At 65.8% G+C, this 25513-nt stretch carries 23 protein-coding genes; 5 read left to right on the top strand and 18 right to left on the bottom strand.

Annotated elements, in window-relative coordinates:
• Positions 1-45 precede the first annotated feature (45 nt).
• From FB548_RS15835 to FB548_RS15810, 6 genes are all read right to left on the bottom strand, one after another.
• Positions 46-1905, bottom strand: coding sequence for a potassium transporter Kup (locus FB548_RS15835; protein WP_255470601.1), 1860 nt, complete (start codon positions 1903-1905; stop codon positions 46-48).
• Between the two features lie 121 nt (positions 1906-2026).
• A complete protein-coding gene (gene ruvA, locus FB548_RS15830; protein ID WP_142125757.1) occupies positions 2027-2614 on the bottom strand; it encodes a Holliday junction branch migration protein RuvA in 588 nt (195 codons plus the stop codon).
• Between the two features lie 64 nt (positions 2615-2678).
• The gene (gene ruvC / locus FB548_RS15825; protein WP_142125756.1) at positions 2679-3200 is read right to left on the bottom strand and encodes a crossover junction endodeoxyribonuclease RuvC; all 522 of its coding nucleotides are present in this window, start codon (positions 3198-3200) and stop codon (positions 2679-2681) included.
• Positions 3201-3242: 42 nt separating this feature from the next.
• Positions 3243-3974, bottom strand: coding sequence for a YebC/PmpR family DNA-binding transcriptional regulator (locus tag FB548_RS15820; protein ID WP_142125755.1), 732 nt, complete (start codon positions 3972-3974; stop codon positions 3243-3245).
• Positions 3975-4031: 57 nt separating this feature from the next.
• Complete coding sequence (locus FB548_RS15815) at positions 4032-4670, bottom strand: alpha/beta fold hydrolase (protein WP_185742152.1); 639 nt, start codon at positions 4668-4670, stop codon at positions 4032-4034.
• A 43-nt stretch (positions 4671-4713) separates the two neighbouring features.
• The gene (locus FB548_RS15810) at positions 4714-5541 is read right to left on the bottom strand and encodes an AraC family transcriptional regulator (protein ID WP_142125754.1); all 828 of its coding nucleotides are present in this window, start codon (positions 5539-5541) and stop codon (positions 4714-4716) included.
• A gap of 123 nt (positions 5542-5664) precedes the next feature.
• On the opposite strand from FB548_RS15810, the gene FB548_RS15805 reads away from it, so the two are divergent.
• Positions 5665-6093, top strand: coding sequence for an organic hydroperoxide resistance protein (locus FB548_RS15805; RefSeq protein WP_142125753.1), 429 nt, complete (start codon positions 5665-5667; stop codon positions 6091-6093).
• Between the two features lie 40 nt (positions 6094-6133).
• Positions 6134-7075: an alpha/beta hydrolase gene (locus FB548_RS15800; RefSeq protein WP_142125752.1), complete on the top strand. Its 942-nt coding sequence runs from the start codon at positions 6134-6136 to the stop codon at positions 7073-7075.
• A gap of 275 nt (positions 7076-7350) precedes the next feature.
• Here FB548_RS15800 and FB548_RS15795 read toward each other — a convergent pair whose 3' ends face one another.
• The 3 genes from FB548_RS15795 to aspS are packed head-to-tail and all read right to left on the bottom strand — an operon-like array spanning position 7351 to position 9939.
• Positions 7351-7872: a GNAT family N-acetyltransferase gene (locus FB548_RS15795; protein ID WP_142125751.1), complete on the bottom strand. Its 522-nt coding sequence runs from the start codon at positions 7870-7872 to the stop codon at positions 7351-7353.
• A gap of 2 nt (positions 7873-7874) precedes the next feature.
• On the bottom strand, positions 7875-8171 hold the full coding sequence (locus FB548_RS18830; protein WP_185742142.1) for a DNA primase: 297 nt from the start codon (positions 8169-8171) through the stop codon (positions 7875-7877).
• Between the two features lie 16 nt (positions 8172-8187).
• Complete coding sequence (gene aspS, locus FB548_RS15785; protein ID WP_142125749.1) at positions 8188-9939, bottom strand: aspartate--tRNA ligase; 1752 nt, start codon at positions 9937-9939, stop codon at positions 8188-8190.
• A 165-nt stretch (positions 9940-10104) separates the two neighbouring features.
• Here aspS and FB548_RS15780 point away from each other — a divergent pair, with 165 nt between their 5' ends.
• Positions 10105-11025, top strand: coding sequence for a DUF3011 domain-containing protein (locus FB548_RS15780; protein ID WP_142125748.1), 921 nt, complete (start codon positions 10105-10107; stop codon positions 11023-11025).
• A gap of 168 nt (positions 11026-11193) precedes the next feature.
• On the opposite strand, the gene FB548_RS15775 is transcribed toward FB548_RS15780, so the two are convergent.
• Genes FB548_RS15775 through FB548_RS15765 form a run of 3 tightly spaced genes read right to left on the bottom strand, consistent with a single transcriptional unit; the run spans position 11194 to position 14097 of the window.
• Positions 11194-11811, bottom strand: coding sequence for a hypothetical protein (locus FB548_RS15775; protein WP_142125747.1), 618 nt, complete (start codon positions 11809-11811; stop codon positions 11194-11196).
• Positions 11812-11856: 45 nt separating this feature from the next.
• Positions 11857-12192 carry a zinc ribbon domain-containing protein gene (locus FB548_RS15770; protein ID WP_142125746.1) on the bottom strand — a complete coding sequence of 112 codons (336 nt, stop codon included), beginning with the start codon at positions 12190-12192 and terminating at the stop codon, positions 11857-11859.
• Between the two features lie 54 nt (positions 12193-12246).
• A complete protein-coding gene (locus FB548_RS15765; RefSeq protein WP_142125745.1) occupies positions 12247-14097 on the bottom strand; it encodes an ABC-F family ATP-binding cassette domain-containing protein in 1851 nt (616 codons plus the stop codon).
• A gap of 204 nt (positions 14098-14301) precedes the next feature.
• On the opposite strand from FB548_RS15765, the gene FB548_RS15760 reads away from it, so the two are divergent.
• Both FB548_RS15760 and ybaL read left to right on the top strand, forming a co-directional pair.
• On the top strand, positions 14302-16701 hold the full coding sequence (locus FB548_RS15760) for a TonB-dependent receptor (RefSeq protein ID WP_142125744.1): 2400 nt from the start codon (positions 14302-14304) through the stop codon (positions 16699-16701).
• Between the two features lie 171 nt (positions 16702-16872).
• On the top strand, positions 16873-18561 hold the full coding sequence (gene ybaL, locus FB548_RS15755; RefSeq protein WP_142125743.1) for a YbaL family putative K(+) efflux transporter: 1689 nt from the start codon (positions 16873-16875) through the stop codon (positions 18559-18561).
• Positions 18562-18835: 274 nt separating this feature from the next.
• On the opposite strand, the gene FB548_RS15750 is transcribed toward ybaL, so the two are convergent.
• From FB548_RS15750 to FB548_RS15725, 6 genes are all read right to left on the bottom strand, one after another.
• On the bottom strand, positions 18836-19888 hold the full coding sequence (locus FB548_RS15750) for a spore coat U domain-containing protein (protein WP_185742141.1): 1053 nt from the start codon (positions 19886-19888) through the stop codon (positions 18836-18838).
• A complete protein-coding gene (locus FB548_RS15745; protein WP_185742140.1) occupies positions 19876-22245 on the bottom strand; it encodes a fimbria/pilus outer membrane usher protein in 2370 nt (789 codons plus the stop codon). The genes FB548_RS15750 and FB548_RS15745 overlap by 13 nt, the downstream gene beginning before the upstream one ends.
• A gap of 56 nt (positions 22246-22301) precedes the next feature.
• Entirely contained in the window at positions 22302-23054 is a 753-nt protein-coding gene (locus tag FB548_RS15740) for a fimbria/pilus periplasmic chaperone (RefSeq protein WP_142125918.1), read from the bottom strand.
• Between the two features lie 18 nt (positions 23055-23072).
• Positions 23073-23660: a spore coat U domain-containing protein gene (locus tag FB548_RS15735; RefSeq protein ID WP_185742139.1), complete on the bottom strand. Its 588-nt coding sequence runs from the start codon at positions 23658-23660 to the stop codon at positions 23073-23075.
• Positions 23657-24169, bottom strand: a complete 513-nt coding sequence (locus tag FB548_RS15730) for a spore coat U domain-containing protein (RefSeq protein WP_142125739.1) — start codon at positions 24167-24169, stop codon at positions 23657-23659. Before FB548_RS15730 ends, FB548_RS15735 begins: the two co-directional genes overlap by 4 nt.
• Before the next feature lie 85 nt (positions 24170-24254).
• Positions 24255-24809, bottom strand: coding sequence for a spore coat U domain-containing protein (locus FB548_RS15725; protein ID WP_185742137.1), 555 nt, complete (start codon positions 24807-24809; stop codon positions 24255-24257).
• Positions 24810-25513 lie beyond the last annotated feature (704 nt).

The raw sequence follows: 25513 nt of genomic DNA, 5'->3' as shown, positions 1-25513 counted from the left end.
GCGTGAAACCGCCCGCCGTGCTTCATCTTTCCCGCACCGCACAGGTCAGATTTCGACCTGTGCCCCCAGCTCCACCAGCCGGTTGCCGGGAATGCGGAAGAAGCCGGTCGCGGGCGCGGCATTGCGGTGCATGACGGCGAACAGCTTGTCACGCCACACCGGCATGCCGCCGTGGCGCGCTGCCACGATGGTTTCGCGGCTGGCGAAATACGTGGTCTCCATCGGGTCGAAGTACACGCCACCCTGGTCGCAGGAACCCATCAGCGCTTGCGGCACATCGGGCGTCTCGGCGAAGCCGTAACTGATCACCACGCGATAGAAATCATCGCCGATCGGCTCGATCTTCAGCCGTTTCTTCTTCGGCGCGTAAGGCACCGTCAGCGTCTCGACCGTGAGGAACACGTTGCGCTCGTGCAGCACCTTGTTGTGCTTCAGGTTGTGCAGCAGAGCATGCGGCACCACCCCCTTGTCCGCCGTGAGGAAGATCGCCGTGCCGGGTACGCGCACGGGTGGCGCCAGCATCAGGCCGGGCAGAAAGGTGTCCAGGCGGATGCCTTCCTTCTGCACTTCGCCATGCAGCAGTTCGCGGCCGCGGCGCCAGGTCCGCATCATGGTGAAGGCGGTGATACCGATGAACAGCGGCACCCATGCGCCGATGCCGGTGACCAGCTTGGCGCCGTTGGCGAACAGGAACGCCAGGTCGATCACCAGGAACACGCCACACAGTGGCAGCACCCACTTGCGGGAATCCGGCCAGCGCGTATAGGCCACGATCGCCAGCAACAAGGTGTCGATGAGCATGGTGCCTGTGACCGACAGACCGTAGGCCGTGGCCAACGCACCGGAGCTCTGGAAGCTCAGCACCAGCACGATCACCGCCAGGTAGAGCATCAGGTTGATCGACGGCACATAGATCTGGCCGATCGTGTCCTTCGAGGTGTACTTGATGTGCAGGCGCGGCAGGTAGCCCAGCTGGATGGCCTGGCGCGTCACCGAGAACGCACCGGTGATCACCGCCTGCGACGCCACCGCTGCCGCCGTGGTCGCCAGCACCAGCATGGGAATCTGCGCCCACTCCGGGATCGACATGTAGAACGGATTGGCCACGGCTTCCGGATGCTTCAGCAGCACCGCGCCCTGGCCGTAGTAGTTCAGCACCAGGGCGGGCAGCACGAAGGCGAACCATCCCCAGCGGATGGGGCGTTTGCCGAAGTGGCCCATGTCGGCGTACAGCGCTTCGCCACCGGTCACGGTCAGCACCACCGCACCGAGGATCAGCACCGCGTGCCAGTCGTGGGTGACGAAGAAATGCCAGGCCCAGTAAGGGTTCAGCGCGGCCAGCACCGAGGGGTTGTGCGCGATGTTGTAGATGCCGAAGCCGGCCAGCACGATGAACCAGGTGATCATCACCGGCCCGAATGCCTTCCCCACCTTCGCCGTACCGAAGCGCTGGAACGCGAACAGGCCGGTCAGGATCACCAGGCTGATCGGCACCACCCATCGGGTGAAGACCGGCGATACCACCTCCAGGCCCTCCACCGCGCCCAGCACGGTGATGGGCGGCGTGATCATGCCGTCGCCGAAGAACAGGGCCGCGCCGAAGATGCCGAGGATGCCGACCGTATAGCTCAGGCGCGAGCCCTTGGTCAGGCTGCGCTGCGCCAGCGCGGTCAGCGCCATGATGCCACCCTCGCCGTCGTTGTCGGCGCGCATGATCACGATGACGTACTTCAACGTCACTACCAGCAGCAGCGACCAGAAGCCGAGCGACAGCAGGCCGCGCACGGTGTCCGCGTCCGGCGTCAGGCCGAAGTGCGGGTGAAACATTTCCTTGATGGTGTACAGCGGGCTGGTGCCGATGTCGCCGAACACCACGCCGACCGCACCGGCCACCAGGGCAGCCATGCCCGCTTGCGAATGACCGTGCTGCCCGGTGTTGCCGGCATCGGTATGGGGAGAGGAAGGGCTGGACATGGCGGCCGGGAGGGTAGCGCTCGGTGAGTGAAGAGGTGCTCTAAAGCCGCGATCAGCGCAAGGCGGACTGCAGGGCCTTGCGGATGATCGTGGCGGCATCGTCGCCCGCGGCAGTCGCGTCGCGCGCCATGCGGGTCGCTTCCGCCGGCCTGTACCCCAGCTGCTGCAGCGCGATGGTGGCTTCGGACTGTGGATCGGCCGGCAACGTACTGATGCCGCCCACGCCGGTGCCCATCAGGTCGGCGGCGCGGTCGCGCAGTTCCACCACCATGCGTTCGGCGGTCTTCTTGCCGATGCCGGGGATCCGCGTGAGCGCAGTGATGTCGCCGGCCTGCACCATGCGCGCGAATTCGTCCACGCTGGCGCCGGACAACACCGCCAGCGCGATCTTCGCGCCCACGCCGCTGACCTTCTGCACGTCGCGGAACAGCCTGCGCTCGCCTTCGCGCAGGAAGCCGTACAGCGACACGCTGTCTTCCTTCTGCGCGTAATGGGTGAACAGCAGCACCTCGCGGCCGACATCGGGCAGATCGTAGAAGGTGCTCATCGGCGCCTCCAGCTCGTAGCCGACACCGCCCACATCGATGACCAGCCAGGGGGGCGACTTGTACGCCAGGATGCCGCGAAGCCTGCCGATCATGATGAAACTCCCGCGTTTTCCTTCTCCCGCAGGGAGAGGGGCCCAGACAGTCCGCGTGTGTCGATCATTTCCGGCTCCAGGCCAGTTGCGAGCTCACGCCCAGCCGCTTGGCCGTGGCGCGCACATGCGCGTGGGTGATGGCGACCGCCAGCGCATCGGCGGCGTCGGCCTGCAACTTGCCATGCAGGTTCAGCATGATCCCGACCATGTGCTGGATCTGGCCCTTCTCGGCACTGCCGCGGCCGACTACGGCCAGCTTCACTTCCTTGGCCGCGTACTCGTGCACCGGCAAGTCGCGCAATACGACCGCGCTGATGGCAGCGCCGCGCGCCTGCCCCAGCTTCAATGCCGAATCGGGGTTGCGTGCCATGAACACCTTCTCGATCGCCACTTCGTCCGGCTGCCAGGTGGTGATGATGTCGGCCAGGCCATCCAGCAGGCGGCGCAGCCGCTGCGGGAAGTCGTCGGCACCCAGCAACACCAGAGGCGCATGATAGACATGCGTGGTCTTGCCCGCCGCATCCACGTCGATGATGCCCACGCCGGTACGCTGCGAACCCGGGTCGATGCCGAGGATGCGGGTCACGGGACGTGATGGCCCGCCATCACCCGTTCCCACGCACAGTGACTACGCATACGCATCCGCGCCCAACTCGGCGTTGGAGTAAACATCCTGCACATCATCCAGGTCTTCCAGCATGTCCAGCAGCTTCTTCACCTGCACGGCGGTGTCGCCCTGCACGGCGATGTCGTTGTCGGCACGGAAGGTGATCTCGGCGTGGCCAGGCTCCAGTCCCGCGGCTTCCATCGCGTCCTTCACCGACGAGAACGCTTCGGGCGTGGTGACCACATCGATGGACCCATCATCCGGATACACCACGATGTCGTCGGCACCGGCCTCGATCGCGGCCTCTGTGATTTTCTCTTCGTCCGCACCCGGCGCGTAGCTGAGCACGCCCAGGCGCTTGAACATGAAAGCCACCGAGCCTTCGGTGCCCATGTTGCCGCCACACTTGCCGAACGCGTGGCGGACTTCGGCCACCGTGCGCACGCGGTTGTCGGTCAGGCAGTCGACGATCACGGCGACACCGCCCGGGGCATAGCCCTCGTAGCGGATCTCTTCGAAAACGACCCCTTCCAGTTCACCGGTCGCCTTCTTGATGGCGCGCTCGATGACGTCCTTGGACATGTTGGCCGAGAGGCCCTTGTCCACCGCGGCGCGCAGGCGCGGATTGTTGGCCGGCTCGCCGCCGCCGGCGCGGGCCGCCACGCCGATCTCCCGGATGATCTTGGTGAAGATCTTGCCGCGCTTGGCATCGGTGGCGTTCTTGCGGGCTTCGATGGACGGGCCTCTGCCCATGGTGAGTTCCGGAGTGCACTGACAAGGGCGCGGATTATACGCGCCCCCATGCGCAGGTCAGTCCTGCACGTCGAAGCGGCCATCACGCAGGAAGCGGGCCGCCTGGCGTGCGGCATCGGCCGAGAACACCAGCCCCGTATGGCTGGCCGGCACCACGCAATGCGCGGCCAGCCCCGGCAGGCGGGTTTCGTCCAGCCCGACCGTGCCATCCGACTCGCCATCGAACCGGGTGATCAGCCGACCGATGCCCCGTGCGACGTTGCCGGCCACCATGCCCACCGGCACCGTCCCCTGCCAAGGCGGGCAACCGGCTTGCAGCAGTGCACCGCTGCGGCCCAGCACCGGTGCGGTCCACGCACGGCGGCCCAGGCGGCGTGCTGCCCCACTGCCCAGCAAAGGCGAGCCGAGACAGACCATGCGCTGCACCGGCAGGCCAGGCGCGCGCCGCAAGGCTTCCAACCCGATCAATCCACCCAGGCTGTGGCCGACCAGATGCAGCGGCGGCGCGTTCTTCAACCGCTCGATCAGCGCGGCAATGGCCGGCTCCGGTCCGCCCAGGATGCTGGGATAGCCGAATACGTCCACCTCGAAGCCTTCATGGCGGAGTCGCCGTGCGAGCGGCGCCAGCCAGGATTTCGCGTTCCAGATGCCGTGCACCAGCAGCACGCGCGTGGTGATGTCCTGCTGTTCCGTCATGCGCGGCAGTTTGGACGAAAGACCTGCCCCGTGCCTGCCATGGTCAATGCGTCGCATGCAGCCGCTTCCATTCCCGCGGCGACACGCCGCTGTGCGCCTTGAACGCGCGCGACAGTGCCGCCTCGCTGCCGTAGCCCACGTCCGACGCCACCACCTTCAGCGGTTTGCCGTGCCGGAGCGCCTGCTGCGCCAGGCCCACGCGCCAACCCTGCAGGTACTGGCCCGGCGTGGTGCCCAGCGCCTCGCGGAACTGGCTGGCGAACACGCTGCGCGACATCCCGGCCACGCGCGCGAGTTCGTCCAGCGTCCACTCCTTCGCCGGGGCCTCGTGCATCGCCACGATCGCATTGCGCAGGCGTGGGTGCGACAGGCCGGCCAGCATGCCGCCCCTCACCTCGCCGGTTTCCATCAGCTGGCGCAGCACCTGGATCATCACCACCTCGAACAGCCGGTTGACCAGCGCCGTGCGTCCACAGCGCTGGGTGAAGGCTTCCTCGAACAACAGCGGCAGCACGTCCTGCGCTCCGTGCAGGTGGTCCAACGGCACGCAGACGACGTCAGGCAGTGCGGCACTGATGGGATTCTGCGCACCGCCTTCGAACCGCACGTTGGCGCAGGCCATGTCGGCGCCGTGCGTCGCGTCGCTGACGAAGCGATGCGTCATGGCGCGGGGATAGAGCAGCAGGCTGGGCGCATCGATGCGCAGCGAGGTCGCGCCGTGGAACACCTCCAGCGGTCCGCGCTGGACAAGGTGCAGCTGGCCGACGCCGGGTTCGGCCTCCAACGTATTGATGCCGCACAGCGCACCGGCGTGGAAGACCTCCGCCGACACCGAGAACCGCTCCAGCAGGACCGCGAGCCGGTCGACCATGGAAATACTCCCGATCAAGTTTTCAGGATTCTACATCACCAAACGTCCATGCCGGGCGCGCAAAGTACACCTCACCGGACGACACCCCGTCTGGACCACCTACTCACCAGAAGGAACACCACCATGTCCATCGAAAAGATCCTCTACACCGCCACCGCCACCGCCTCGGGCGGCCGCGAAGGCCAGGCCACCTCGTCCGACGGCGTGCTGGACGTGAAGTTGTCCACCCCGCGCGAGCTGGGCGGCGCCGGCGGCGACGGCACCAACCCCGAACAACTCTTCGCGGCCGGCTACTCGGCCTGCTTCCTGGGCGCGCTGAAGTTCGTCGCCGGCAAGCAGAAGGTGGCCCTGCCCGCCTCCACCACCGTCACCGGCAAGGTCGGCATCGGCCAGATCCCCACCGGTTTCGGCATCCAGGCCGAACTGACCATCGCCGCCCCGGGCGTCACCCGCGAGCAGCTGCAAGCCCTGGTCGACGCCGCCCACATCGTCTGCCCGTACTCCAACGCCACGCGCGGCAACATCGACGTGACGCTGGGGCTGGCCGACTGACCTCCTTCCTGACCCACCACCCTTTGCAGGAACCGACACCATGAACGCATTCACTCGCACGATCGCCGCCACGCTGTTGGCCGTCGCCACCCAAGCCAGCTTCGCCGCGCAACCCGCGCCCGCCACCGCGCCGGTCGCCGTCGAACGCACGGCGAACTACCTCACCACCGCCGATGGCGTGCAGCTGTACTACAAGGACTGGGGCCCGAAGAACGGCCCGGTCGTCACCTTCAGCCATGGTTGGCCGCTGTCGTCTGACAGCTGGGAATCGCAGATGATCTTCCTGGCCTCGAAGGGCTACCGCGTGGTCGCCCACGACCGCCGCGGCCATGGTCGCTCCAGCCAGCCGTGGGACGGCAACGATATGGATCACTACGCCGACGACCTGGCCACGGTCATCAACACGCTGGACCTGAAGGACGTCACCGCGATCGGCTTCTCCACCGGCGGCGGCGAAGTGGCGCGCTACATCGGCCGCCACGGCACCGGCCGGGTCAAGAAGGCCGTGCTGATCAGCGCCGTGCCGCCGCTGATGCTGAAGACCGCCGACAACCCGGGCGGCCTGCCGGTGGAAGTTTTCGACGGCATCCGCAAGGGTTCGCTGGACAACCGCTCGCAACTCTACCTGGACATCGCCTCCGGCCCGTTCTACGGCTTCAACCGCCCTGGCGCCAAGGTGTCGCAGGGCCTGATCGACAGCTGGTGGGCACAGGGCATGCAGGCCGGCCACAAGAACACCTACGACTCGATCGCCGCGTTCTCGGCCACCGACTTCCGCGGCGACCTGAAGAAATTCGACATCCCCACCCTGGTGATCCACGGCGACGACGACCAGATCGTCCCCATCGACGCCTCCGGCAAAGCCTCGGCCGCCCAGATCAAGAATGCCCAACTGATCATCTACCCCGGCGCCCCGCACGGCCTCACGGATACCCACAAGGACCGCGTCAACCAGGACCTGCTCGACTTCCTCCAGAAGTAAAAGCATCCCCCGCAAACAGCAACGGCCGCATCAGCGGCCGTTTGCTTTTGTTCTTTCGCCATCCCGATGCGCTAGCGAGCCCACCAGACCCGGAGGGCGGCGGACAAGGATGTCCGCCGTTTTCCGCCTCGCCAGGATGGCGAGTCGGAAAATCCCGATAGCAGTCAAATCATGGGAATGCTTCGTCGGGGAATGGCCTTTCTTTTGGTGACTTTTCTTTGGCCAGACAAAGAAAAGTTACCCGCTGGCCCGCAGGGTCAGCGGAAGCTCCTACATCAACCGACAGCAGACGCATCACGCCGCAGAATGAACTCATCATCGAGCGTCTTACCCACCGCGAACTTGTATCCCCCCACGCGCGAGAACCCCTGCCGCTCATAGAACCGCTGCGCGCCGAAATTCTCCGACCACACCCCGATCCACACCGTCCGCGGCCCATCCTTCAACAACCACCGCTCGACTTCCGCGAACAACTTCCCGCCCCACCCACCATTCTGGTGCGACGCCAGCACATAGAGCCTCTTCAATTCGCCGTCGCCCTTCGCCACACCCGGATGCGGCAACCCGCACGGCCCCGCCGCCGCATGCCCCACAGCCACGCCGTCGTCTTCCAGCAACCACACCGCGTAGTCCGGGTGCGACAGGATCGTCCCCTGCTTGCCGACTTCGTAGGCATCGGCAAGGAACGCCGCCAGATCCTCGGCCGGATACAGATGGCCGAACGTCTCGGTGAAGGTGCGCGACGCCAGATCGGACAGCACGGCAGCGTCATCGACAGTGGCGCGGCGGATCTGCACGCTTACGCGTCCTCTTCTTCCTCTTCCTCTTCGTCCGCCTCGTCTTCCTCGTCGGCGTCCTCGTCTTCTTCCTCTTCGTACTCTTCTTCGTCTTCTTCTTCGTAATCGTCTTCGCCGAAGTCCTCGCCGTCCCAGCGACCTTGGCCGTCCGGCACGAAGGTCAGCGCCATCGCCGCCGGCGACGTACCGACGCGCACCAGCCAGCCGCCGAACACGCGCGCGCGTTCGGTCACCAGTGCCGCATCGGCGCCTTCATTGCCCAGGCGTTCCCATTCCAGCGAAAAAGCAACTTCCGTCATTTCTTGGTTCTCTCGATCAGTCTTTCTTCGGACGAACCTGGATGTGCACTTCCGCCAGCTGCTCATCCGGGATCGGGGACGGCGCGCCGGTCATCAGGCACTGCGCGGTGGTGGTCTTCGGGAACGGGATGACGTCGCGGATCGACTCCGTACCGGCCATCAGCGCCGCGATGCGGTCGATGCCGAACGCGATGCCACCGTGCGGCGGCGCGCCGAAACGCAGCGCGTCCAGCAGGAAGCCGAACTTGGCTTCCGCCTCTTCCGCGCCGATGCCGAGCAGCTCGAACACCGTGCTCTGCATCTCCGGGCGGTGGATACGGATCGAACCACCGCCGATCTCGTTGCCGTTCAGCACCATGTCGTAACCGCGCGACACCGCCGTCTTCGCGTTGGCACGCAGGTCGGCGATGTCATCCACGGCCGGCGCGGTGAACGGATGGTGGAGCGCGACGTAGCGCTGCGCTTCCTCGTCCCACTCGAACATCGGGAAGTCGGTGACCCACAGGGGCTTCCAGCCGTCCTGGACCAGGCCGAAGTCCTTGCCGGCCTTCAGGCGCAGCGCGCCCATGAAGTCGCTCACCTTGTTGTATCCGCCCGCGCCGAAGAACACGATGTCGCCGCTGCCGGCACCGACGTGCTTCACCAGCGCCGCGAAGGCGTCCTCGGCGAAGAACTTCTGGATCGGCGAGCTGATGGCGCCCGCTTCGTCGATCTTGATGTAGGCCAGGCCCTTGGCGCCGTACTTCGCGGCATGCGCGGCGTACTCGTCGATCTGCTTGCGGCTGAGCGACGCACCGCCGGGGATACGCAGCGCGGCCACGCGGCCGTCAGGATCATTTGCGGAAGCGGTGAACACGGCGAACTCGCTGCTCTTCACCAGCTCGGCCACGTCGACCAGCTCCAGCGCGATGCGCAGGTCCGGCTTGTCCGAACCATAGCGACGCATCGCCTCGGCCCAGGTCATGCGCGGGAACTGCGCGTCCAGCTGCACGTCCATCACCTCGGCGAAGATGTCGCGGATCATGCCTTCCACGGCGTCCTGCACGTCGCGCTCGCGCACGAAGGCGAACTCCATGTCGAGCTGGGTGAATTCCAGCTGGCGGTCGGCGCGCAGCGCCTCGTCACGGAAGCAGCGCGCGATCTGGTAATAGCGGTCGAAGCCGGCCACCATCAGGATCTGCTTGAACAGCTGCGGCGACTGCGGCAGCGCGTAGAACTCGCCCGGGTGCATGCGCGCCGGCACCAGGAAGTCGCGCGCACCCTCGGGCGTCGCCTTGGTCAGGATCGGCGTCTCGATGTCCTGGAAGCCGCGCGCATCCAGCCAGCGGCGCAGGGCCTGCACCAGCTTGATCCGGGTGCGCTGCTTGCGCTGCATCTCCGGGGTCCGCAGGTCCAGGTAGCGGTACTTCAGGCGGATGTCCTCGCCCGGGTTCTCGTGCGCGTGGAACGGCAGCGGCTCGGCCTTGTTGAGCACGGTGATGCGGGTGGCGATCACTTCCACCTGGCCGGTGCGGATCTTGGTGTTGACAGCTTCGCGCGCACGCACGATGCCTTCCACCTGCAGCACGTCCTCGTAGCCCAGCGACGCGGCGACCTTGAACACCTCGGCATTGGACGGATCCACCGTCACCTGCACGATGCCCTCATGGTCGCGCAGGTCAATGAAGCACACGCCGCCGAGGTTGCGGGCGACATCGGTCCAGCCGCACAGGGTCACGGTCTGGCCGATCAAGGCCTCGTCGACGAGGCCGCAGAAATGGGTACGCATGGGGGCTCCACAGGTCGTCCGGCAGCGCCGGAAGGTTTCAAAACAGCCACTGGCTGGTCAAGCCGGCTAGTTTACCCGGTCAACCGCCCGCCTACCCTCCCAGCCTTCCCTGCATGGCCTTAACGGGGCCGGCGTATGCTGGCACCTCCCTCGGAGGGTACCGCCATGAAGAAGCCGTTGTTGCAGTCCGTCCTCGTACTGTTGCTGGCCTTCGTGGCCGGCAGCGCGGTCGCCCAGGTCGGTACACGGGCCTACGCCCCGGAGGACCTGCGCCAGTTGTCCATCCAGGACCAGACGCGCGTCATCAGCCTGGAATATTCGGAGCAGTCCCGCGGTCGCCGCATCCCGGACGACCAGCTCCGCTTCTACCTTGACCAGGTCAACCGTTCCCGTTGGACCTTCAGCCGCATCAAGCAGGACATCGCCCAGTCGCTTGGCGGCAACAATGGCGGTTGGAATCCGAATCCACCCGCCAACGGCCAGGTCACCTGCGAGAGCAAGGACAACCGTCGCCGCGAATGCCGGACCGGCTTCCGGCGCAACGCCGTGCTCGCGCAGAACCTCTCGAACACCCGCTGCGTGGAGGGCCAGAACTGGGGCAGCGGCAATGGCATGGTCTGGGTGGATCGCGGCTGCCGCGGCCGTTTCACCGAAGGGTCGGGCGGAGGCTGGGGCGGTTCGGGCGGCTCCACCGTGGTCTGCGAAAGCGCCAACAATGCCTACCGCGAGTGCCGCACGAACTTCCGCGGACGCGCAGTGGTCCAGCGCAACCTGTCCTCGACCCGCTGCAACGAGAACCAGAACTGGGGCCAGCGCCGAGGCATGATCTGGGTACGGAGCGGCTGCCGCGCCGAGTTCCGCGACTCGGGCAACGGGTGGGGCGGGGGTGGTGGCAGCGGTTACACCATCACGTGCAGCAGCGACGACAACCGCCGCAAGACCTGCGCCTATGACCCGCGCCAAGGCCGGCCGGTCCTGCAGCAGCAACTTTCCAACACCAGCTGCCGCGAAGGCTACTCCTGGGGCTACACCGGCACCCAGGTGTGGGTGGATCGCGGATGCCGCGGGCGTTTCGGGCCGCGCTGAGCCGCCGCCGCTCGTTGCGTTCCCGTCAACGGACCAAACGGCAACGTCCACTTGGGTCCCAGCTTTCGCTGGGACCACGGAGTCGGGTGATCGCAGGCTTTCGCCGTCCCAGCGAAAGCAGGGACCCACTGGGGCTCTTACCTCCCGCTAGGCAACGAGGCTCGCGCCTCAGCCGCCCCCGCTGCTACCCCACGGCGCTGGCGGCAGTCCGACCGGCGCGGTCAGATCGAACTCCACCCGGAACAGCCGGCCATTCGGCCGGCTCAGTTCGTAGACAAAGATCTTGCCTGGCACCAGTTCCATGGCCCAGGTGTTGTTGAGCGAAGCATTCAGGCCTTCGCGCTTGAACATCGCCACCGATTCGGCATCCACGGGAAACGCCTGCCGCTGCGCCGTGCCCGCATCCACCGTGTCTCCACCGTACATCGTCACCGCATCCGGCGTACCGTCTTCATGGCGATGGTCATGCTTCAAACGCAGGCCAGCCGCCGTACGCGTGATCACCCAGGTACGCGAATGATCGTCACCGACATGGAAAGGCACGCGGATCTCGCGGTCAGGGTCATCGCAGCCACGGACATGCATCACCAGCGCCTTGCCCTCGAACGCGTCCGGCGTGGTAGACGCGGGCTGGTTGGCAGTGATACGGCCGGCGTAGGCCTTGCCGCACTGGGTCGCCAGCGCAGCGAGGAACGTGTCGGCAGGCGTCGATGTCGACGCCCCCTTGGACGACGTGGCGCAGCCTGCGACGGACAGCGCAGCGAACGCGAGCAGGGTCTTCTTCATGGCATCCCTTCTTTACAGGAAGGGATGCACCTTACACCGCCGGCCTCAGGTCGAGGACGTCGACGACGGCGTTGCAGGCTTGGCGTCCGTCTTCGCAGGCACGCTTTCGGTCTTCGCCGGCGTCGACTCGGCAGGCTTGGACTCGCTGGACGGCTTGGCGCCTTCGCCACCGTCGGCCAAGTTGCGCTTCTTGTCGCCGTCCTTCTTGAAATCGGTCTCGTACCAGCCGCTGCCGGCCAGCCGGAACGACGGCGCCGTCAGCTGCCGCTTGACCGTCTGCGCGCCGCAGGACGGACAGGTATCGGGATCAGGGTCGGACAGCTTCTGCAGGCGGTCGAAACTGTGGCCGCACTGGGTGCATTCGAAGGCGTAAATAGGCATGGGGATGATGGGCCAAACGGACGGGGGGTGTTGTGGGGATGCGAGGTGCGCGAATCAAGCGTCGTCGTACAACGCCGACCAGGCCTGCTCCGCCCTGGCGAGCTGCTGCTGCAACGCCTCCCGATCCCGACCCAGCCGCGCGGCCAGGTCGGCATCGACATAGGTCTGCGAGTCCGCGAGCTGCGCGTCCACGTCCGCCAGCTTGCCTTCCAGTTCAGCGACTTTCGCTTCCGCCTCGGCCAGCTTGACCGGATTGACCTTCTTCGCCGGTGCGGGAGCAGGCTTGGGCGCAGGCGCCGGTTCGCTGCGCAGCGGCTTGCTGCCCTGCGCGGAGGCGCGCGTGCGCAGCCATGCGGCGTATTCGTCCAGGTCGCCATCGAACGGTTCGACCACGCCATCGGCCACGCGCCAGAACGTATCGCAGACCAGGCCGATCAGGTGGCGGTCGTGCGAGACCATGACGATGGCGCCATCGAAGTCGCTGAGCGCTTCGGCCAATGCTTCGCGCATTTCAAGATCAAGGTGGTTGGTCGGTTCGTCGAGCAGCAGCACGTTGGGCTGCTGCCAGGCGATCAGCGCCAGGGCCAAGCGCGCGCGCTCGCCGCCGGAGAAGCCATCGACCGGTTCGAACGCGCGGTCACCGGGGAAATTCCATTTGCCGAGGAAGTCGCGGAACGACTGGTTGCTGGCATCCGGCGACAGATCGCGGAAGTGGTCCATCGGCGACTGGCCTTCATGCAGCGACTCCACCGTGTGCTGGGCGAAGTAACCGATGCGCAGGTCCGGGTGCGCCATGCGGTCGCCGCTCATCACCGGCAGCTCACCTACCAGGGTCTTCACCAGCGTGGTCTTGCCCGCGCCGTTCGGGCCGAGCAGGCCGATGCGCTGGCCCGCTTCTAGGCCGAAACCGACATCGTGGAGGATCACCGCGTCGCCGCCATAGCCGGCTTCGACATGATTCAAGCGGATCAGGGAGAACGGCAGCTTGGCCGGTTCGGCGAACTCGATTCGGAATTCGCGCTCGGCGCGCACCGCCTCGGTGCCGGCCAGCTTGGCGAGGCGCTTCATGCGGCTCTGCGCCTGCGCGGCCTTCGAGGCCTTGGCCTTGAAGCGGTCGATGAAGCTCTGCAGGTGCGCACGCTCGGCCTGCTCCTTCTCGTGCGCGATCTGTTGCTGGCGCAGTTGCTCGGCGCGCTGGCGTTCGAAGTCGGTGTAGCCGCCGGTATACAGCTTCGCGCCGCCGCCGTGCAGGTGCAGCGTGTGGGTGGCGACGTTGTCGAGGAACTCGCGGTCGTGCGAGATCAGCAGCAGTGTGCCGGGGTACTTCAGCAGCCACTGCTCCAGCCAGAGCACCGCGTCCATGTCGAGGTGGTTGGTGGGCTCGTCCAGCAACAGCAGGTCGCTGGGCATCATCAGCGCACGCGCCAGGTTCAGGCGCACGCGCCAGCCGCCGGAGAAGGACGACACCGGCCGGTGGTGCGTGTCGGCCGGGAAGCCCAGGCCATGCAGCAGTTTGCCGGCGCGCGCCTCGGCGTCGTAGGCACCGATCTCCGCCATGCGGGTATGCGCGTTGGCCACCGCCTCCCAGTCCTCGCGCGCGGTGGCGTCGGCTTCGGCCTGCAGCACGGCGGCCACCTCGGTGTCGCCCCCGAGCACGAACGACAGCGCCGGATCGGGCAGCGACGGGGTTTCCTGCGCCACGCTGGCGATGCGTACCTTGCCGGGCAGGTCGAGGTCGCCCTTGTCGGCTTCAAGTTCGCCCTGTACGGCGGCGAACAGGCTGGACTTGCCCGCGCCATTGCGGCCGACCACGCCCACGCGGTAGCCCGCATGCAGGGTCAGGTCGACATTGGACAGCAACAGGCGCTCACCGCGGCGCAGCGCGAAATTACGAAGGGAGATCAAGAAACAACCTAAGGGGATTTGGGGGAAAGCGGCCGCGTAGTTTATCGATAGCGCCTGTGTCCACAGATGTTAAGAAACCATTGACATCCATGTCATGGCCCTGTAACCAGAGTCTGTAGCACCTAAGTCCATGGTTTCAAAGGAAACTTTGCGAGCCCTGATCCATTTCAAGCATCACTTCGCAGTCCTTCCCGGAGCTCCCCCATGACCCGCAAACTGTCGCCCTTGACCTTCGCCATCAGCCTGGCGCTGGTCGCCCCCGCCGCATTCGCCCAGGAATCCGCCCCTGCCGAGGCGCGCACGCTGGACACCCTGATCGTCACCGGCACGCGCGTCTCCGACCGCACCGTCGCCGAATCGCAGTCGCCGATCGACATCATCACGCCGGAGGCCCTGCAGGCCACCGGTACCACCGAACTCGCAACGGCACTGGCACGCGCCCTGCCCTCGCTGAACTTCCCGCGCCCGGCCGTCACCGACGGCACCAGCGGCGTCCGCCCGGCGCAACTGCGCGGCCTGTCGCCGGACCAGGTGCTGATCCTGGTCAACGGCAAGCGTCGCCACATCTCGGCGCTGGTCAACGTCAACGGCAGCATCGGCCGCGGCTCGTCGGCGGTGGACCTCAACGCGATCCCGGTGTCGGCAATCGAACGCGTGGAAGTGCTGCGGGACGGCGCCTCCGCGCAATATGGCTCCGACGCCATCGCCGGCGTGGTGAACATCGTGCTGAAAGGTTCGGGCAAGGGTGGCAGCCTGATCGTTGACGTCGGCGGCTATTCCGCCGGCGACGGCCGCAGCACGCAGTTGTCGGGCGACACCGGCGTGTCGTTCGGCGACGGACGTGGCTTTGTCCATGTCGCCGGGCAGCTGACCCAGCAGGACGAGACCGATCGCGCCGGCCCCTACCAGGGCACCGCGCCGAACACCGGCAACAATCCCGCCATCGGCGAGGTGGCGTTCGTCTACGGCGATCCCCAGGTGGATGCGGGCGCCGTGTCGGCCAACGCCGGCTTCGCGATCAGCGACACGGTGGATGCTTACGCCACCGCCATCGCCAGCAACCGCGACATCGTGTCGTTCGCCTTCTACCGCTCCCCCAATCACAGCGGCCAGGGCGCGCTCCTGGCCCAGGTTTATCCGGACGGCTACGTGCCGGAGATCAACCAGCTGTCGCAGGACCGCTCGCTGGTCGCCGGCATCAAGGGCGACACGGAGAGCGGCTGGAAGTGGGACGTCAGCTACAACTACGGCTACAACCACCTGAAGTTCTACACCCAGAACAGCATCAACTACAGCCTGGGCGCGACCAGCCCGCGCCGCTTCTACGACGGTGCGCTGGAGTACACCCAGAACGTGCTGAACGCCGACATCAGCAAGCCGCTGGAGATCGGTCTGGCGTACCCGGCCACGTTGTCGTTCGGCGCCGAGTACCGCCAGGAGAAGTGGAACCAGTCACCCGGCGAGTCGAACTCGTACGCCGGCAGCGGTGCCCAGGGCTTCGCCGGCTTCACTCCGGCCAACGCCGTGCATTCCGACCGCGACAGCTACGCGGCGTACATGGGCCTGGAAGCCGACGTGACCGAGAAGTTCTCGGCCGGCATCGCCGGTCGTTACGAGGACTACTCCGACTTCGGCAGCGAGGTATCGGGCAAGCTGTCCGCACGCTACGCCTTCACTGATGCCGTGGCGCTGCGTGCGACGGTGGCAAGCGGTTTCCGCGCACCGGCGCTGGCGCAGCAGTACTACCAGGTGGTGACCTCGCAGTACAACGCCACGCTCGATCGCTTCTTCGAATCGGGCACGTTCCCCGCCACTGGCCCGGTCGCGCAGGCGCTGGGGGCCGATGCACTGACCGCCGAGACCTCGCTGTCGTACGGGCTGGGCCTGGTGCTGCAGCCGATTGATCGCCTGTACGTCACCATCGATGCGTACCAGATCGACATCGACGATCGCATCGTGCTGTCCTCCAACCTGCTGCTGGGCGGCAATGCGGCGGCGCAAGCGTTGCTGGCCAGCCTCGGTGTCAACGGCGTCACCAGTGCGCGTTACTTCACCAACGCAGCCGACACCCGCACGCGCGGCGTCGACGTGATCGCGCAGTACACCGTGCCGCTGGCCAACAGCACCCTCAACCTGACCGCCGGCTACAACTACAACAAGACCGAGATCCAGCGCATCGCACCGAATCCGCCGGAGCTGACCGCCCTGGGCGCGAACCTGTGGCGCATCGGCCGCGATGAGCAGGGCCGTATCGAGGAAGGCTATCCGCGCGACAAGACCACGCTGACGGCGGCGTGGAACCTGGCACGCTGGGACTTCACCTTCGGCGCCACCCGTTACGGCGAGTTCACCACGCGCGTCAGCGAGACGGGCAATCCGGTCAATGACCAGACCTACGGCGCCAAGTGGATCCTGGATGCCTCCACCAGCTATCGCCCGAGCGAAAACTGGACGCTGACGCTGGGCGCCGACAACCTGCTCGACGAGTATCCGGACCGCACCATCTTCCCGAACTCGAACAGTGGCCAGTTCCCCTACAGCAGCCAGTCGCCGGGCGGTTTCAACGGCGCCTACGTGTACGGGCGCGTCGCCTACACGTGGTGAGGCGACGCATCGCCTGACTTCTTCGGAACGCCCCGCCCTGCGCGGGGCGTTTCCGTTGCGGCGATGACGACGGAAACAGGAATACGACGCGCGCTGCGGCCGGTATCCGTTTGCGGCATGGCGCCCGCATCGGCGACACTCGACGGACATGCAGAGGAAACGCGCGATTAGATGCACCATGACGCCGACCTGATCAACATCATCGCGGTAGGCCTCGCCCTGGCCTTCGTGCTGGGCGCGCTCGCGCACAAGCTTCGCCTGTCACCGCTGGTCGGCTACCTGCTCGCCGGGGTCTTCGTCGGCCCCTTCACTCCCGGATTCGTGGCCGACCAGGCACTGGCCAACCAGCTGTCGGAACTGGGCGTCATGCTGCTGATGTTCGGCGTGGGCCTGCACTTCTCGCTGGAGGACCTGCTGGAAGTCAAGGCGATCGCCATTCCCGGCGCCATCGCGCAGATCGTGGTCGCCACGGCGCTGGGCTGGGCGCTGGCATGGGGCATGGGCTGGACGCCGTTGAACGGCTTCGTGTTCGGGCTGGCGCTGTCGGTGGCGAGCACCGTGGTGCTGCTGCGCGCGATGGAAGACCGGCGCCTGCTGGATACGAAACGCGGCCGCATCGCGGTGGGCTGGCTGATCGTGGAAGACATCGCCATGGTGCTGGCGCTGGTGATGCTGCCGGTGCTGGCGGAGACCTTTGGCGAGCGCACGGGCGACACGCCGGCCAGTTTCGGGGCCTTCATGGTCGCCATCGCGTGGACGCTGATCAAGCTGGGCGCGTTCGTCGCCTTCATGCTGGTGGTGGGTCGCCGCGTCATCCCGTGGACGCTGGAAAAGATCGCCGCGACCGGTTCGCGCGAACTGTTCACGCTGTCGGTACTGGCGATCGCGCTGGGCGTGGCGTTCGGCTCGGCCACGCTGTTCGGCGTGTCCTTCGCATTGGGCGCGTTCTTCGCCGGCATGCTGCTCAACGAATCCGAGCTGAGCCACAAAGCGGCCAACGACTCGCTGCCGCTGCGGGATGCGTTCGCGGTGCTGTTCTTCGTGTCGGTCGGCATGCTGTTCAACCCGGCGATCCTGGTGGCGCATCCGTGGCAGGTGTTGGCCACCTTCGGCATCATCGTGATCGGCAAGTCGGTAGCCGCGTACTACATCGTCAAGGCGTTCAAGCACCCCACCGGCACCGCACTGACGATCTCGGTCAGCCTGGCGCAGATCGGCGAGTTCTCCTTCATCCTGGCCGCACTGGGCGTGTCGCTGAAGATCCTGCCGCCGGAGGGGCGCGACCTGATCCTGGCCGGCTCGCTGCTCTCGATCATCGCCAATCCGTTCCTGTTCTCTTGGCTTGACCGCTGGCAGATGAAGCAGGAAGCGCTGGCACCGGTACCGGCCGAGCCCGAAGTACCGCCGGGCCCGTCACTGGACGTCACCGGCCACGCCATCATCATCGGCTATGGCCGCGTTGGCAGCGAACTGGCGCGCGTGCTGCGCGACCGGGGCGTGCCGCTGATCGTCATCGACGACAACGGCGACCACGTGGCACGCGCGCATGATGCCGGCATCCCCGCGATCCGCGGCAGCGCAGCGGCCGACAAGGTGCTGGCAGAGGCGCATCCCGAACGCGCGAAGATCGCCGTACTGGCGATCCCGCAGCCGCTGGAAGCCGGCGAGGCACTGGCCAAGCTGCGCGCGATCAATCCCTCGCTGACCCTGCTCGCCCGCGCGCACAGCGAGGGGGAAGTGAAGCACCTGCTGGAACACGGCGCAGACGGCGCCGTGCTGGCCGAGCGCGAACTGGCGTTCTCGCTGGCGGAAATGGTGATGTCCACGCCGCCTTACCGCCCCCAGCGCGTCGCGGGCTGACCCGGTCGATCGGCCGCCGCAGGCCGTGACTTTGGTCGCGGTATCGGCCGCCATCTCATGCGGCATGCGCAGCAGGCCGAATGGCGGAGTGGACCGGGACTCGCCGCCCGTCCGGGCGCGACCATCCACAGTCAAGAGCGCGTCCGATACGCGTGTGCGCAGGCATTGCCTGGACCGCATGTGGGCCAGGCCAAGCCAGGCCATAGAGGACGGGAAATCCCAGACACGGGCATGGCCCACCATCTCGCAGTCCCGTCGACACTGCGCCCAGACCTTAGAATTCGACGATCAGTCGCACGCTGTCCGCGTAAGCGCCCGCCGGTACCGGTGACTGAACCGCGTTGATGCGGGCATGATAGGTGAAGGATTGCGGGAAGCCCGTACCGACCGCGCTGACCGTATTGCTCGCATCGTCCCACACCGTTACGCCATCGGCCTGATAGAGGTTGTACTGCAGCACATTGCTGCCGTTCTGCAACTGCCGCCAGGGCGCGGCAGCGTGATCACCCATGTCCAGCTTCAGCACGTAACCTTCGGTCAGGGTGCAGCTGACCTGGAGCGACTGGACCACGACAGGGAATTGCGCCGGCAGCGCAGCAGCGCCGAAATCGACATCTGGCGCGACAAGGTTGACGCAGTCCTTGGCCACGCTCAGGGTGACATTCACCGTCACGGAGAGGCCACTGCCAGGCAGACTGCTCTGGTCGAGGGTGCATAAGCCGAGCAGACAGTTCTGGGTGATTCCGGGGCTGGTGTTCCAGCTGCCGATGCAGATGCCAACCGCGCTGATCAGCGGACAGGTCGCATAGAACCATCGCAGATTGAAGCTGCCGGTATAGACGCCAGCGGCAACATTGGCTCCACCGCGCTGGACGAACATCTGAACCTCGTTGTTGGTGCCACCCAACGACAGCAGGTTCAGTCCGGCCAGATTGGGACTGATCGCCCCCGTACCCATCGGCACGCCGTTCTGCTGACTGGAAACGGCAAACGGTATGCTGTGACCTGTGGCGGCATGCGTCATCTGCAGTGGATTGGCGCTGTCCAGCCGCACGTAGATGAACTGGCTCGTGAGCAGGGCCAGACTCAGGCCGGAGCAGGACAGCCCCCCCGAACCAGAGCCCGCTTCACCATCCGCTGTTTGGATGGCGAAGGATGATGTCGTCCCCAATTGAATCGTAGGCGTGGCAACGATGGAACAGGCCACTGCCGGCGACACTGCACCCAGGCCCGTGAGAAGCAACAACGCACCGGACAGCCATCGCCAGACGTCGTGACAAAGGAGGTTCGCCGCGTCGTCCTTCAATGTCGGCTTTATGGCGTGCATACGATCGGTCCAAGAGTCGGCAGGGATTGATCGCCAGGATCGCTCCAGGCGAAGTGGGCGCGACATGGCACGCCATCGGGCGGCACGATGTCCAACTCGTTTTGATCGGCAAGATTCTCGAGAAAGACCAGGCCATCCCAGCCGACGATGGTTTCCGCGCCGTCGGCGGAATTGACCACGCGCGCGCCGCGCGCCACTGGCTTTCCGTCCAGACCGACCAACCGCACATTGGCCGCGCGCACCTCCGCCACCCTCATTTCGACCAGGCTTCCCGCGCGCGACGGCACCGCCACGTAGACTTCGGTGACGGGGCTGGCGATGTTGGCCGGCAAGTCCAGCGGATCGATGTTGAGCTTGATGCGGTTATAGGCGGTGATGGTGGGCACCAAGAGATGACCTCGGGCATTGGTATGGCCGATCAGCTGGTTTTCGTACAACACCGGAATGCCCGGATAACCGGTGTCGACCACCGCGAAGCTGTTGTGGATCGGAGGCGAGAAGAACACACCGCCGCCCATCGCAGCCAGCGATCCTCCCACCGACGCCCAACGGTATCCCGGTCCCGAGCCGTCATAGGCCCCGATCTCCCCCCGCGACCATCCATTGCGCCAACCCAGTGCGGCTTGCACCGCAGTCTGGTCGCCGAACGACGCGCCCACGTTCCAGCCTATGCCGCGATCCACCGGCACAGGGCGGCTGTACGACAGGCGTGCGCTGACGTCGCCGTCCGCTTCGCGCTGCAATGACCCATCGGCGTATGCGCGGGTGCCCAGCGGCACCATCAGGGACAGGGAGGCGGCCATGTCGCCGCTTTCCATGTCGCGGTTCATGGACAGATACAGGGATCTGCTGTTGCCGATACCGCGACCCCAGGACAGGTTGAGCAGGCGCTTGCGCTCCCCCCCGTCGCCACCTTCGCCACGGATATCCAGATAGGTCAGGCTCAGCGTGCCCGACCGCGGCAGACCACCGGCGATGCCGTACCGGGCGGTCCGGCGCTCATAGGGCGAGCCATGCGACGGAACCAGCGCGGCCACATCCGCGAAGTCGCCGTGGGTACGCTCCTGCTGCGCGAAGAACCCAAAGCGGCGGTTGGTGTAGTCGTAGCCCAGCCGATACTGCCACCCCCCTTTCCCCCCGAGGGCCACGGCCCGATCAGTGCCATCATGATCAGCCAGCGGACTTGCGTCGTGGCGGCCGTACATCGCGGATGCGCTGAGCACGCCGAATCGTCCGAGGCGGGTCACCGCTCCCGCGCCAGCCACGCGGAGCGCGCGTGCGAATTCCGCGTGAGCCTCCAGGGTGAAGGTATCTGTCATGCCGCGTCGCCAGGACGCGGTGCCGACCCATGGGCCATAGTCGAACGAGGCCTGGCCGTAGCGTTCGCGCAGCTTTCCCAGATTCAACGACCAGTCGCTCAAGTCCCGCTGCAGCAGCGCATTGCTGACGTAGAAAGGCACAGTGGCCCGTATCTCGCGACCGAGTACGTCTCGGGTGACCACAGTCATTTCCCCCGCACCGTTGATGAACGGTTGCGTGCTGAGAGTGAATGGTCCTGGCTGCAGTTCGCGGCGGCTAAGCTGGTAGTTGCCGACGTATAGGTCCACCGACGTAGGGACAAGCGCCTGACCGTCGAACTCCGGTAGTGGGTAGGTCACCAGGTCGGGACGGACGCTGAAATCGCGGGCAAACTGGACCCCCCCCATTCGTGCTGCACGTGTCCAGTTCAACGCCCCGCCGATGAAGTCCCCCACCACCAGCCGGCTGCGGGCGCTGTCATCGACGCGCTCCCAGAACGTGTCGTAGCGCAGGTAGCCTTGCCGATCAATGCGGCTACCACCGCCATGCGACGCATCCCGGTGCCACAACCCAGTACTGGCAATCACCCCGAGGCGTGGCGCGAACACCCGCGTCTCGGTCCACACGCGCAGGCTGGGCGACGTATCACTGCCGTCACTGGCGTGGGCGTCGTAGGTGAATACCGCACCCGGGCTGCCCCGTGCGGGCGTGTAAGCGATCCCGCGCGGCCCCAACTGGACCCGCTGTACCGGGAACCAGTCCATCGGCAGGGTCAGCTTCAGTCGCTGGGTCTCCTGCTCGTACCGGGCAAGCAGGCGCGGAATCCGACCCAGCGCCAGCTCACGCCCAGAAGGAAGATCTGGAACGCCCAACCGGGTCAGCACGTCGCTGGCAACGAACAGGTCACCGTCGCGCAGGGCGACCTGGATGGTTTCATGAGTGGCGACCTCATTCACCACCACGTCCAGATACAACACCTGCGGCGTGGACGCCAGCGTATCGATGTCGGGCGCAGGCTCTGAGCCGGCCAGCGCCAGCCGGAACGGGGACAGACTCACGGCCAGCCAGATTGCGCCGCACCAGCCCCACGTCCTGCCTCGTCTCCGCGCCACGCTCATTCTTCCTGCATCGGCGATGGCGCGATGGAGGTCGGCGCATGATCGTCGTTGATCCGCGCACTGAGTGTTTGCCCTTCGCTCCCCGCAGGCGCTCCCGGCAGCTTCCATCGCATCTGCCGCCGCGGATGAACATACCCGAGCAGCCCGGCGACGATGTCGGTCTTTGTACCATCCGGATTCAACAGACCGACTGCCGACAATCGCGCCGAAACCGCGCCTTCGTTGCGTACCACCAGGTAGCTGCTACCCTTGTCGCGCTGGAGTCGCCAGCGCAGGCCCTTTGCTACCGCATCGCCGCGGGTATCAGCTTGGCCCAGCCCGGGCCCCTGCACGAACAGTGGCACGGAATAGCGCATCTGCAGCCGCACACCGTTGGCCTGCGGCGCAACCGGCCCCGCATCCAACTCGTCGATCAGCACGCGATATGCCTGCTCGGCGCCCGCCGGCGTCGGTTGTACCCGGATCAGCCTCAGCATCTGCCGCTTGCCCGGCAGGATCTGCATCATGGACGGACTTCCGGCGACGGACGTCTGGGGAGTGAGCACCTCGCCCTCATCGCCCTGCTCCCACGCCTGCACCCGTGCCTGGATACGCAACGGCGCGCTGCCCTGGTTCTCTATCCACACCGCAACCGCCTTCTCGTCACCGGCGATGCGAGGATTGACCGGGAAGATCAACACCGATCCCGCCTTCGCGAAGATCGGCGCCAGAAGCAGCAATAAGAGCCAGGATAGCCGTCGCAGGTGCATCTCCACTTCCCCTGAAGGTTAGAAACTCACAGTCACGCGCACGGTGTCTCCGTAGTCGCCGGAAGCGCCGACTGCCTGGGCGTACAGCCTTCCGTGAACGGTCAGGACTTGCAGCTCGCCGGTGGCCGTCAGGCTGTAGGCGCTTCCGCCGTTGCCACCGTCCCCCCAGACCACCGCATGGCCCCCGTCTTGGAAAAGCTGATACCGCAAGGTGTCCGCGCCCCCCGCGCGCTCCAGGTACCGACCACCGGACACATCCATAGCGTGCAAACCGGGATTCATCGTCACCACGATCGTCAGGCCGGGCGTGCAGCGGAATGCCACCGAGCCCTGGCCCAGCGAGGTGCTCGCAACGACATCCGAGACCAGCACGGCGTGCTGGCCGAAATCCAGAGCGCCCAGACTGAGGGGGTCGTCGCCCGCCTGGCCCAGCACGCAACCGTCAGCGACAAAGGCGGTCAGATTGAACGCCTGTTGCCTGGTCTGGTCGTCAACGCCCGTGTCGGCCCATGCGCAACCGCATCCGCCAAGCATCAGGCCAAGCAAGGCCGATCGTCCCCAGCGACGCCGCACTCCCTTTCTGCAGGCCGCGCGCACGCCGATCACCAACTCACCACAACCTGGACGGTGTCGGTGTACGTCCCTGGTGTCGGCACCTGTGGCGCAGGCACCCGGGCGAAGACCGGCAGCCATTGATCCAGGCCCTCGCCCGTGCCACTCACACCAACCACATCGTCCCACACCGCCGTACGCGCACTATCGGAATAGATCTGATAGTTCACGTATCCAGAACCACCATCGTGCATGCGCCGCTGGCCGGACGCCGCGTGCGCACCGTAGTTCATCACCACCCGCCACGGCAGCCCACCGGTGCAGCTCAACCTGATCGCCCCCGCACCCTGGCTGCCGGTCAGATCGATCGGCGTCAGGATCAGTGCGTGCAAGCCGAAATCGAGCGTGCCGAATGTCGTTTCACCAGCCAGGACTTGGCCCGCGGTGCACCCCGCCACGATCTTGGCACCGACCTCGAGATTGCTGGACTTCTCGGCCGCGCGCAGCGGCGCCATGCCTGCGAGCAGACACAGCAACGCTGCGCAGCTTTGCACAGTGCTCATCGCTCCCCCCCACCGAAATCCGGCGCTCGCGCGCCGGAAGATCCGGACTATCCTTGCGATCGCATAGGCGAACCTGTTCGGACGACTACCAAGCTACCGTCATCACCACCGTGTCGGTATACACGCCAGGCAACTTGATGCCGCTCACCCCCTGCGGCGGCACCCGCCCGTGTACAGGGACATCGAACGCGGTGGCCACGGCGATCAGCCCGAGCATCTCAGACCCGGAACCGATCGGACCCCACGGCTGTGTGCGCGCCGGATCCTTGAACAAACCGTAATCGATGCTGTCCAGCACACCCAGCGCCATCCTTCGCTGATTGCCTGTCGCGTGCTGGCCGTAATCGATACCAACGGCATAGCCCAAAGCCAGCGAGCAGGTGACCTGGATCGGGCCGCCTCCCGTTGCCGCAGCCGCATCGGCATCGATATTGTTGACGAGCAAAGCGTGCTCACCGAAATCGACAGAACCGAACTGGTTCTGTCCACCGTTCAAAGTACCATTGGTCACCGAGCAGCCGGTTCCTATCGTGATCGTCGCGTCGATATTGCCGGATACGGAACCGGCCCGCGCTTCCGGAATGACCGATACGGCGAAGACAGTGGCCATCAGCAGGCCACAGCGCAGTGTTCTGTTCATAGGCTTTCCACCCCTCTGGCAAAGCATCGTGATTTCCCCGCACGCGTTGGCGGGCTCCGCCCTCCTTAACCGCGCCCCATTCCTTCATTCAAGGCGTTAACCGGAGAGTCGCGAGCAGATATAGAACTTCGGCGACCACAAAAACAACGACATTGTTCACAGAACATAATTGTTATATGGAGTTTATCTCGCGCGACTAAACTCACATTTAGTGTCTCACTCTGATAGTTAATCCATCAAAGGCTGGCCGATCCAGACAACTCATCGCCGGTCATAGGCTTTCCATCCCTCTGGCAAAGCATTGTGATTTCCCCACACGCGCTGGCAGGCTCCACCCTCCTCAACCGCCCCCCATTCCTTCATTCAAGGCGTTAACCGGAGATCCGCGAGCGGATATAGAACTTCGGCACTCACAAAAACAATGAGATCACTCACAGAACAGAATTGTTATATTAAATTTATCTCGCGCGACTAAACTCACATTTAGTCCTCCCCTCTGACAGTTAATCCATCAAAGGCTGGCCGGTCCGGACACCTCATCGCCGGTCATCCGACAGTGGATCGGCGTACACCCCGTGCGCGAGCGCCAGGCACCATGAGCGCGCTCATCCCCGCAGCCCGGACTCCTCGTCCGCAAAACGCGTTATCACAGGCAAACTCCACCGTGCCATTCGGCGAGAAGACGCGCCGGTTCCAGTCCCGTC

This window comes from Pseudoxanthomonas sp. 3HH-4 (assembly GCF_006716465.1).
Lineage (GTDB): Bacteria > Pseudomonadota > Gammaproteobacteria > Xanthomonadales > Xanthomonadaceae > Pseudoxanthomonas_A.
This window is presented reverse-complemented; position numbering and strand designations above follow the sequence as displayed.

What these genes read in the sequence shown, in the direction of transcription:
- FB548_RS15770 (WP_142125746.1), bottom strand. Translation starts at nt 12,192, where the DNA reads ATGCCTATTTACGCCTTCGAATGCACCCAGTGCGGCCACAGTTTCGAC.
- FB548_RS15750 (WP_185742141.1), bottom strand. Translation starts at nt 19,888, where the DNA reads ATGCACGCCATAAAGCCGACATTGAAGGACGACGCGGCGAACCTCCTT.
- FB548_RS15815 (WP_185742152.1), bottom strand. Translation starts at nt 4,670, where the DNA reads ATGACGGAACAGCAGGACATCACCACGCGCGTGCTGCTGGTGCACGGC.
- FB548_RS15725 (WP_185742137.1), bottom strand. Translation starts at nt 24,809, where the DNA reads ATGAACAGAACACTGCGCTGTGGCCTGCTGATGGCCACTGTCTTCGCC.
- FB548_RS15740 (WP_142125918.1), bottom strand. Translation starts at nt 23,054, where the DNA reads ATGCACCTGCGACGGCTATCCTGGCTCTTATTGCTGCTTCTGGCGCCG.
- ybaL (WP_142125743.1), top strand. Translation starts at nt 16,873, where the DNA reads ATGCACCATGACGCCGACCTGATCAACATCATCGCGGTAGGCCTCGCC.
- aspS (WP_142125749.1), bottom strand. Translation starts at nt 9,939, where the DNA reads ATGCGTACCCATTTCTGCGGCCTCGTCGACGAGGCCTTGATCGGCCAG.
- FB548_RS15775 (WP_142125747.1), bottom strand. Translation starts at nt 11,811, where the DNA reads ATGAAGAAGACCCTGCTCGCGTTCGCTGCGCTGTCCGTCGCAGGCTGC.
- FB548_RS15810 (WP_142125754.1), bottom strand. Translation starts at nt 5,541, where the DNA reads ATGGTCGACCGGCTCGCGGTCCTGCTGGAGCGGTTCTCGGTGTCGGCG.
- FB548_RS15820 (WP_142125755.1), bottom strand. Translation starts at nt 3,974, where the DNA reads ATGGGCAGAGGCCCGTCCATCGAAGCCCGCAAGAACGCCACCGATGCC.
- FB548_RS15800 (WP_142125752.1), top strand. Translation starts at nt 6,134, where the DNA reads ATGAACGCATTCACTCGCACGATCGCCGCCACGCTGTTGGCCGTCGCC.
- FB548_RS18830 (WP_185742142.1), bottom strand. Translation starts at nt 8,171, where the DNA reads ATGACGGAAGTTGCTTTTTCGCTGGAATGGGAACGCCTGGGCAATGAA.
- FB548_RS15760 (WP_142125744.1), top strand. Translation starts at nt 14,302, where the DNA reads ATGACCCGCAAACTGTCGCCCTTGACCTTCGCCATCAGCCTGGCGCTG.
- FB548_RS15805 (WP_142125753.1), top strand. Translation starts at nt 5,665, where the DNA reads ATGTCCATCGAAAAGATCCTCTACACCGCCACCGCCACCGCCTCGGGC.
- FB548_RS15780 (WP_142125748.1), top strand. Translation starts at nt 10,105, where the DNA reads ATGAAGAAGCCGTTGTTGCAGTCCGTCCTCGTACTGTTGCTGGCCTTC.
- ruvA (WP_142125757.1), bottom strand. Translation starts at nt 2,614, where the DNA reads ATGATCGGCAGGCTTCGCGGCATCCTGGCGTACAAGTCGCCCCCCTGG.
- FB548_RS15730 (WP_142125739.1), bottom strand. Translation starts at nt 24,169, where the DNA reads ATGAGCACTGTGCAAAGCTGCGCAGCGTTGCTGTGTCTGCTCGCAGGC.
- FB548_RS15835 (WP_255470601.1), bottom strand. Translation starts at nt 1,905, where the DNA reads ATGGCTGCCCTGGTGGCCGGTGCGGTCGGCGTGGTGTTCGGCGACATC.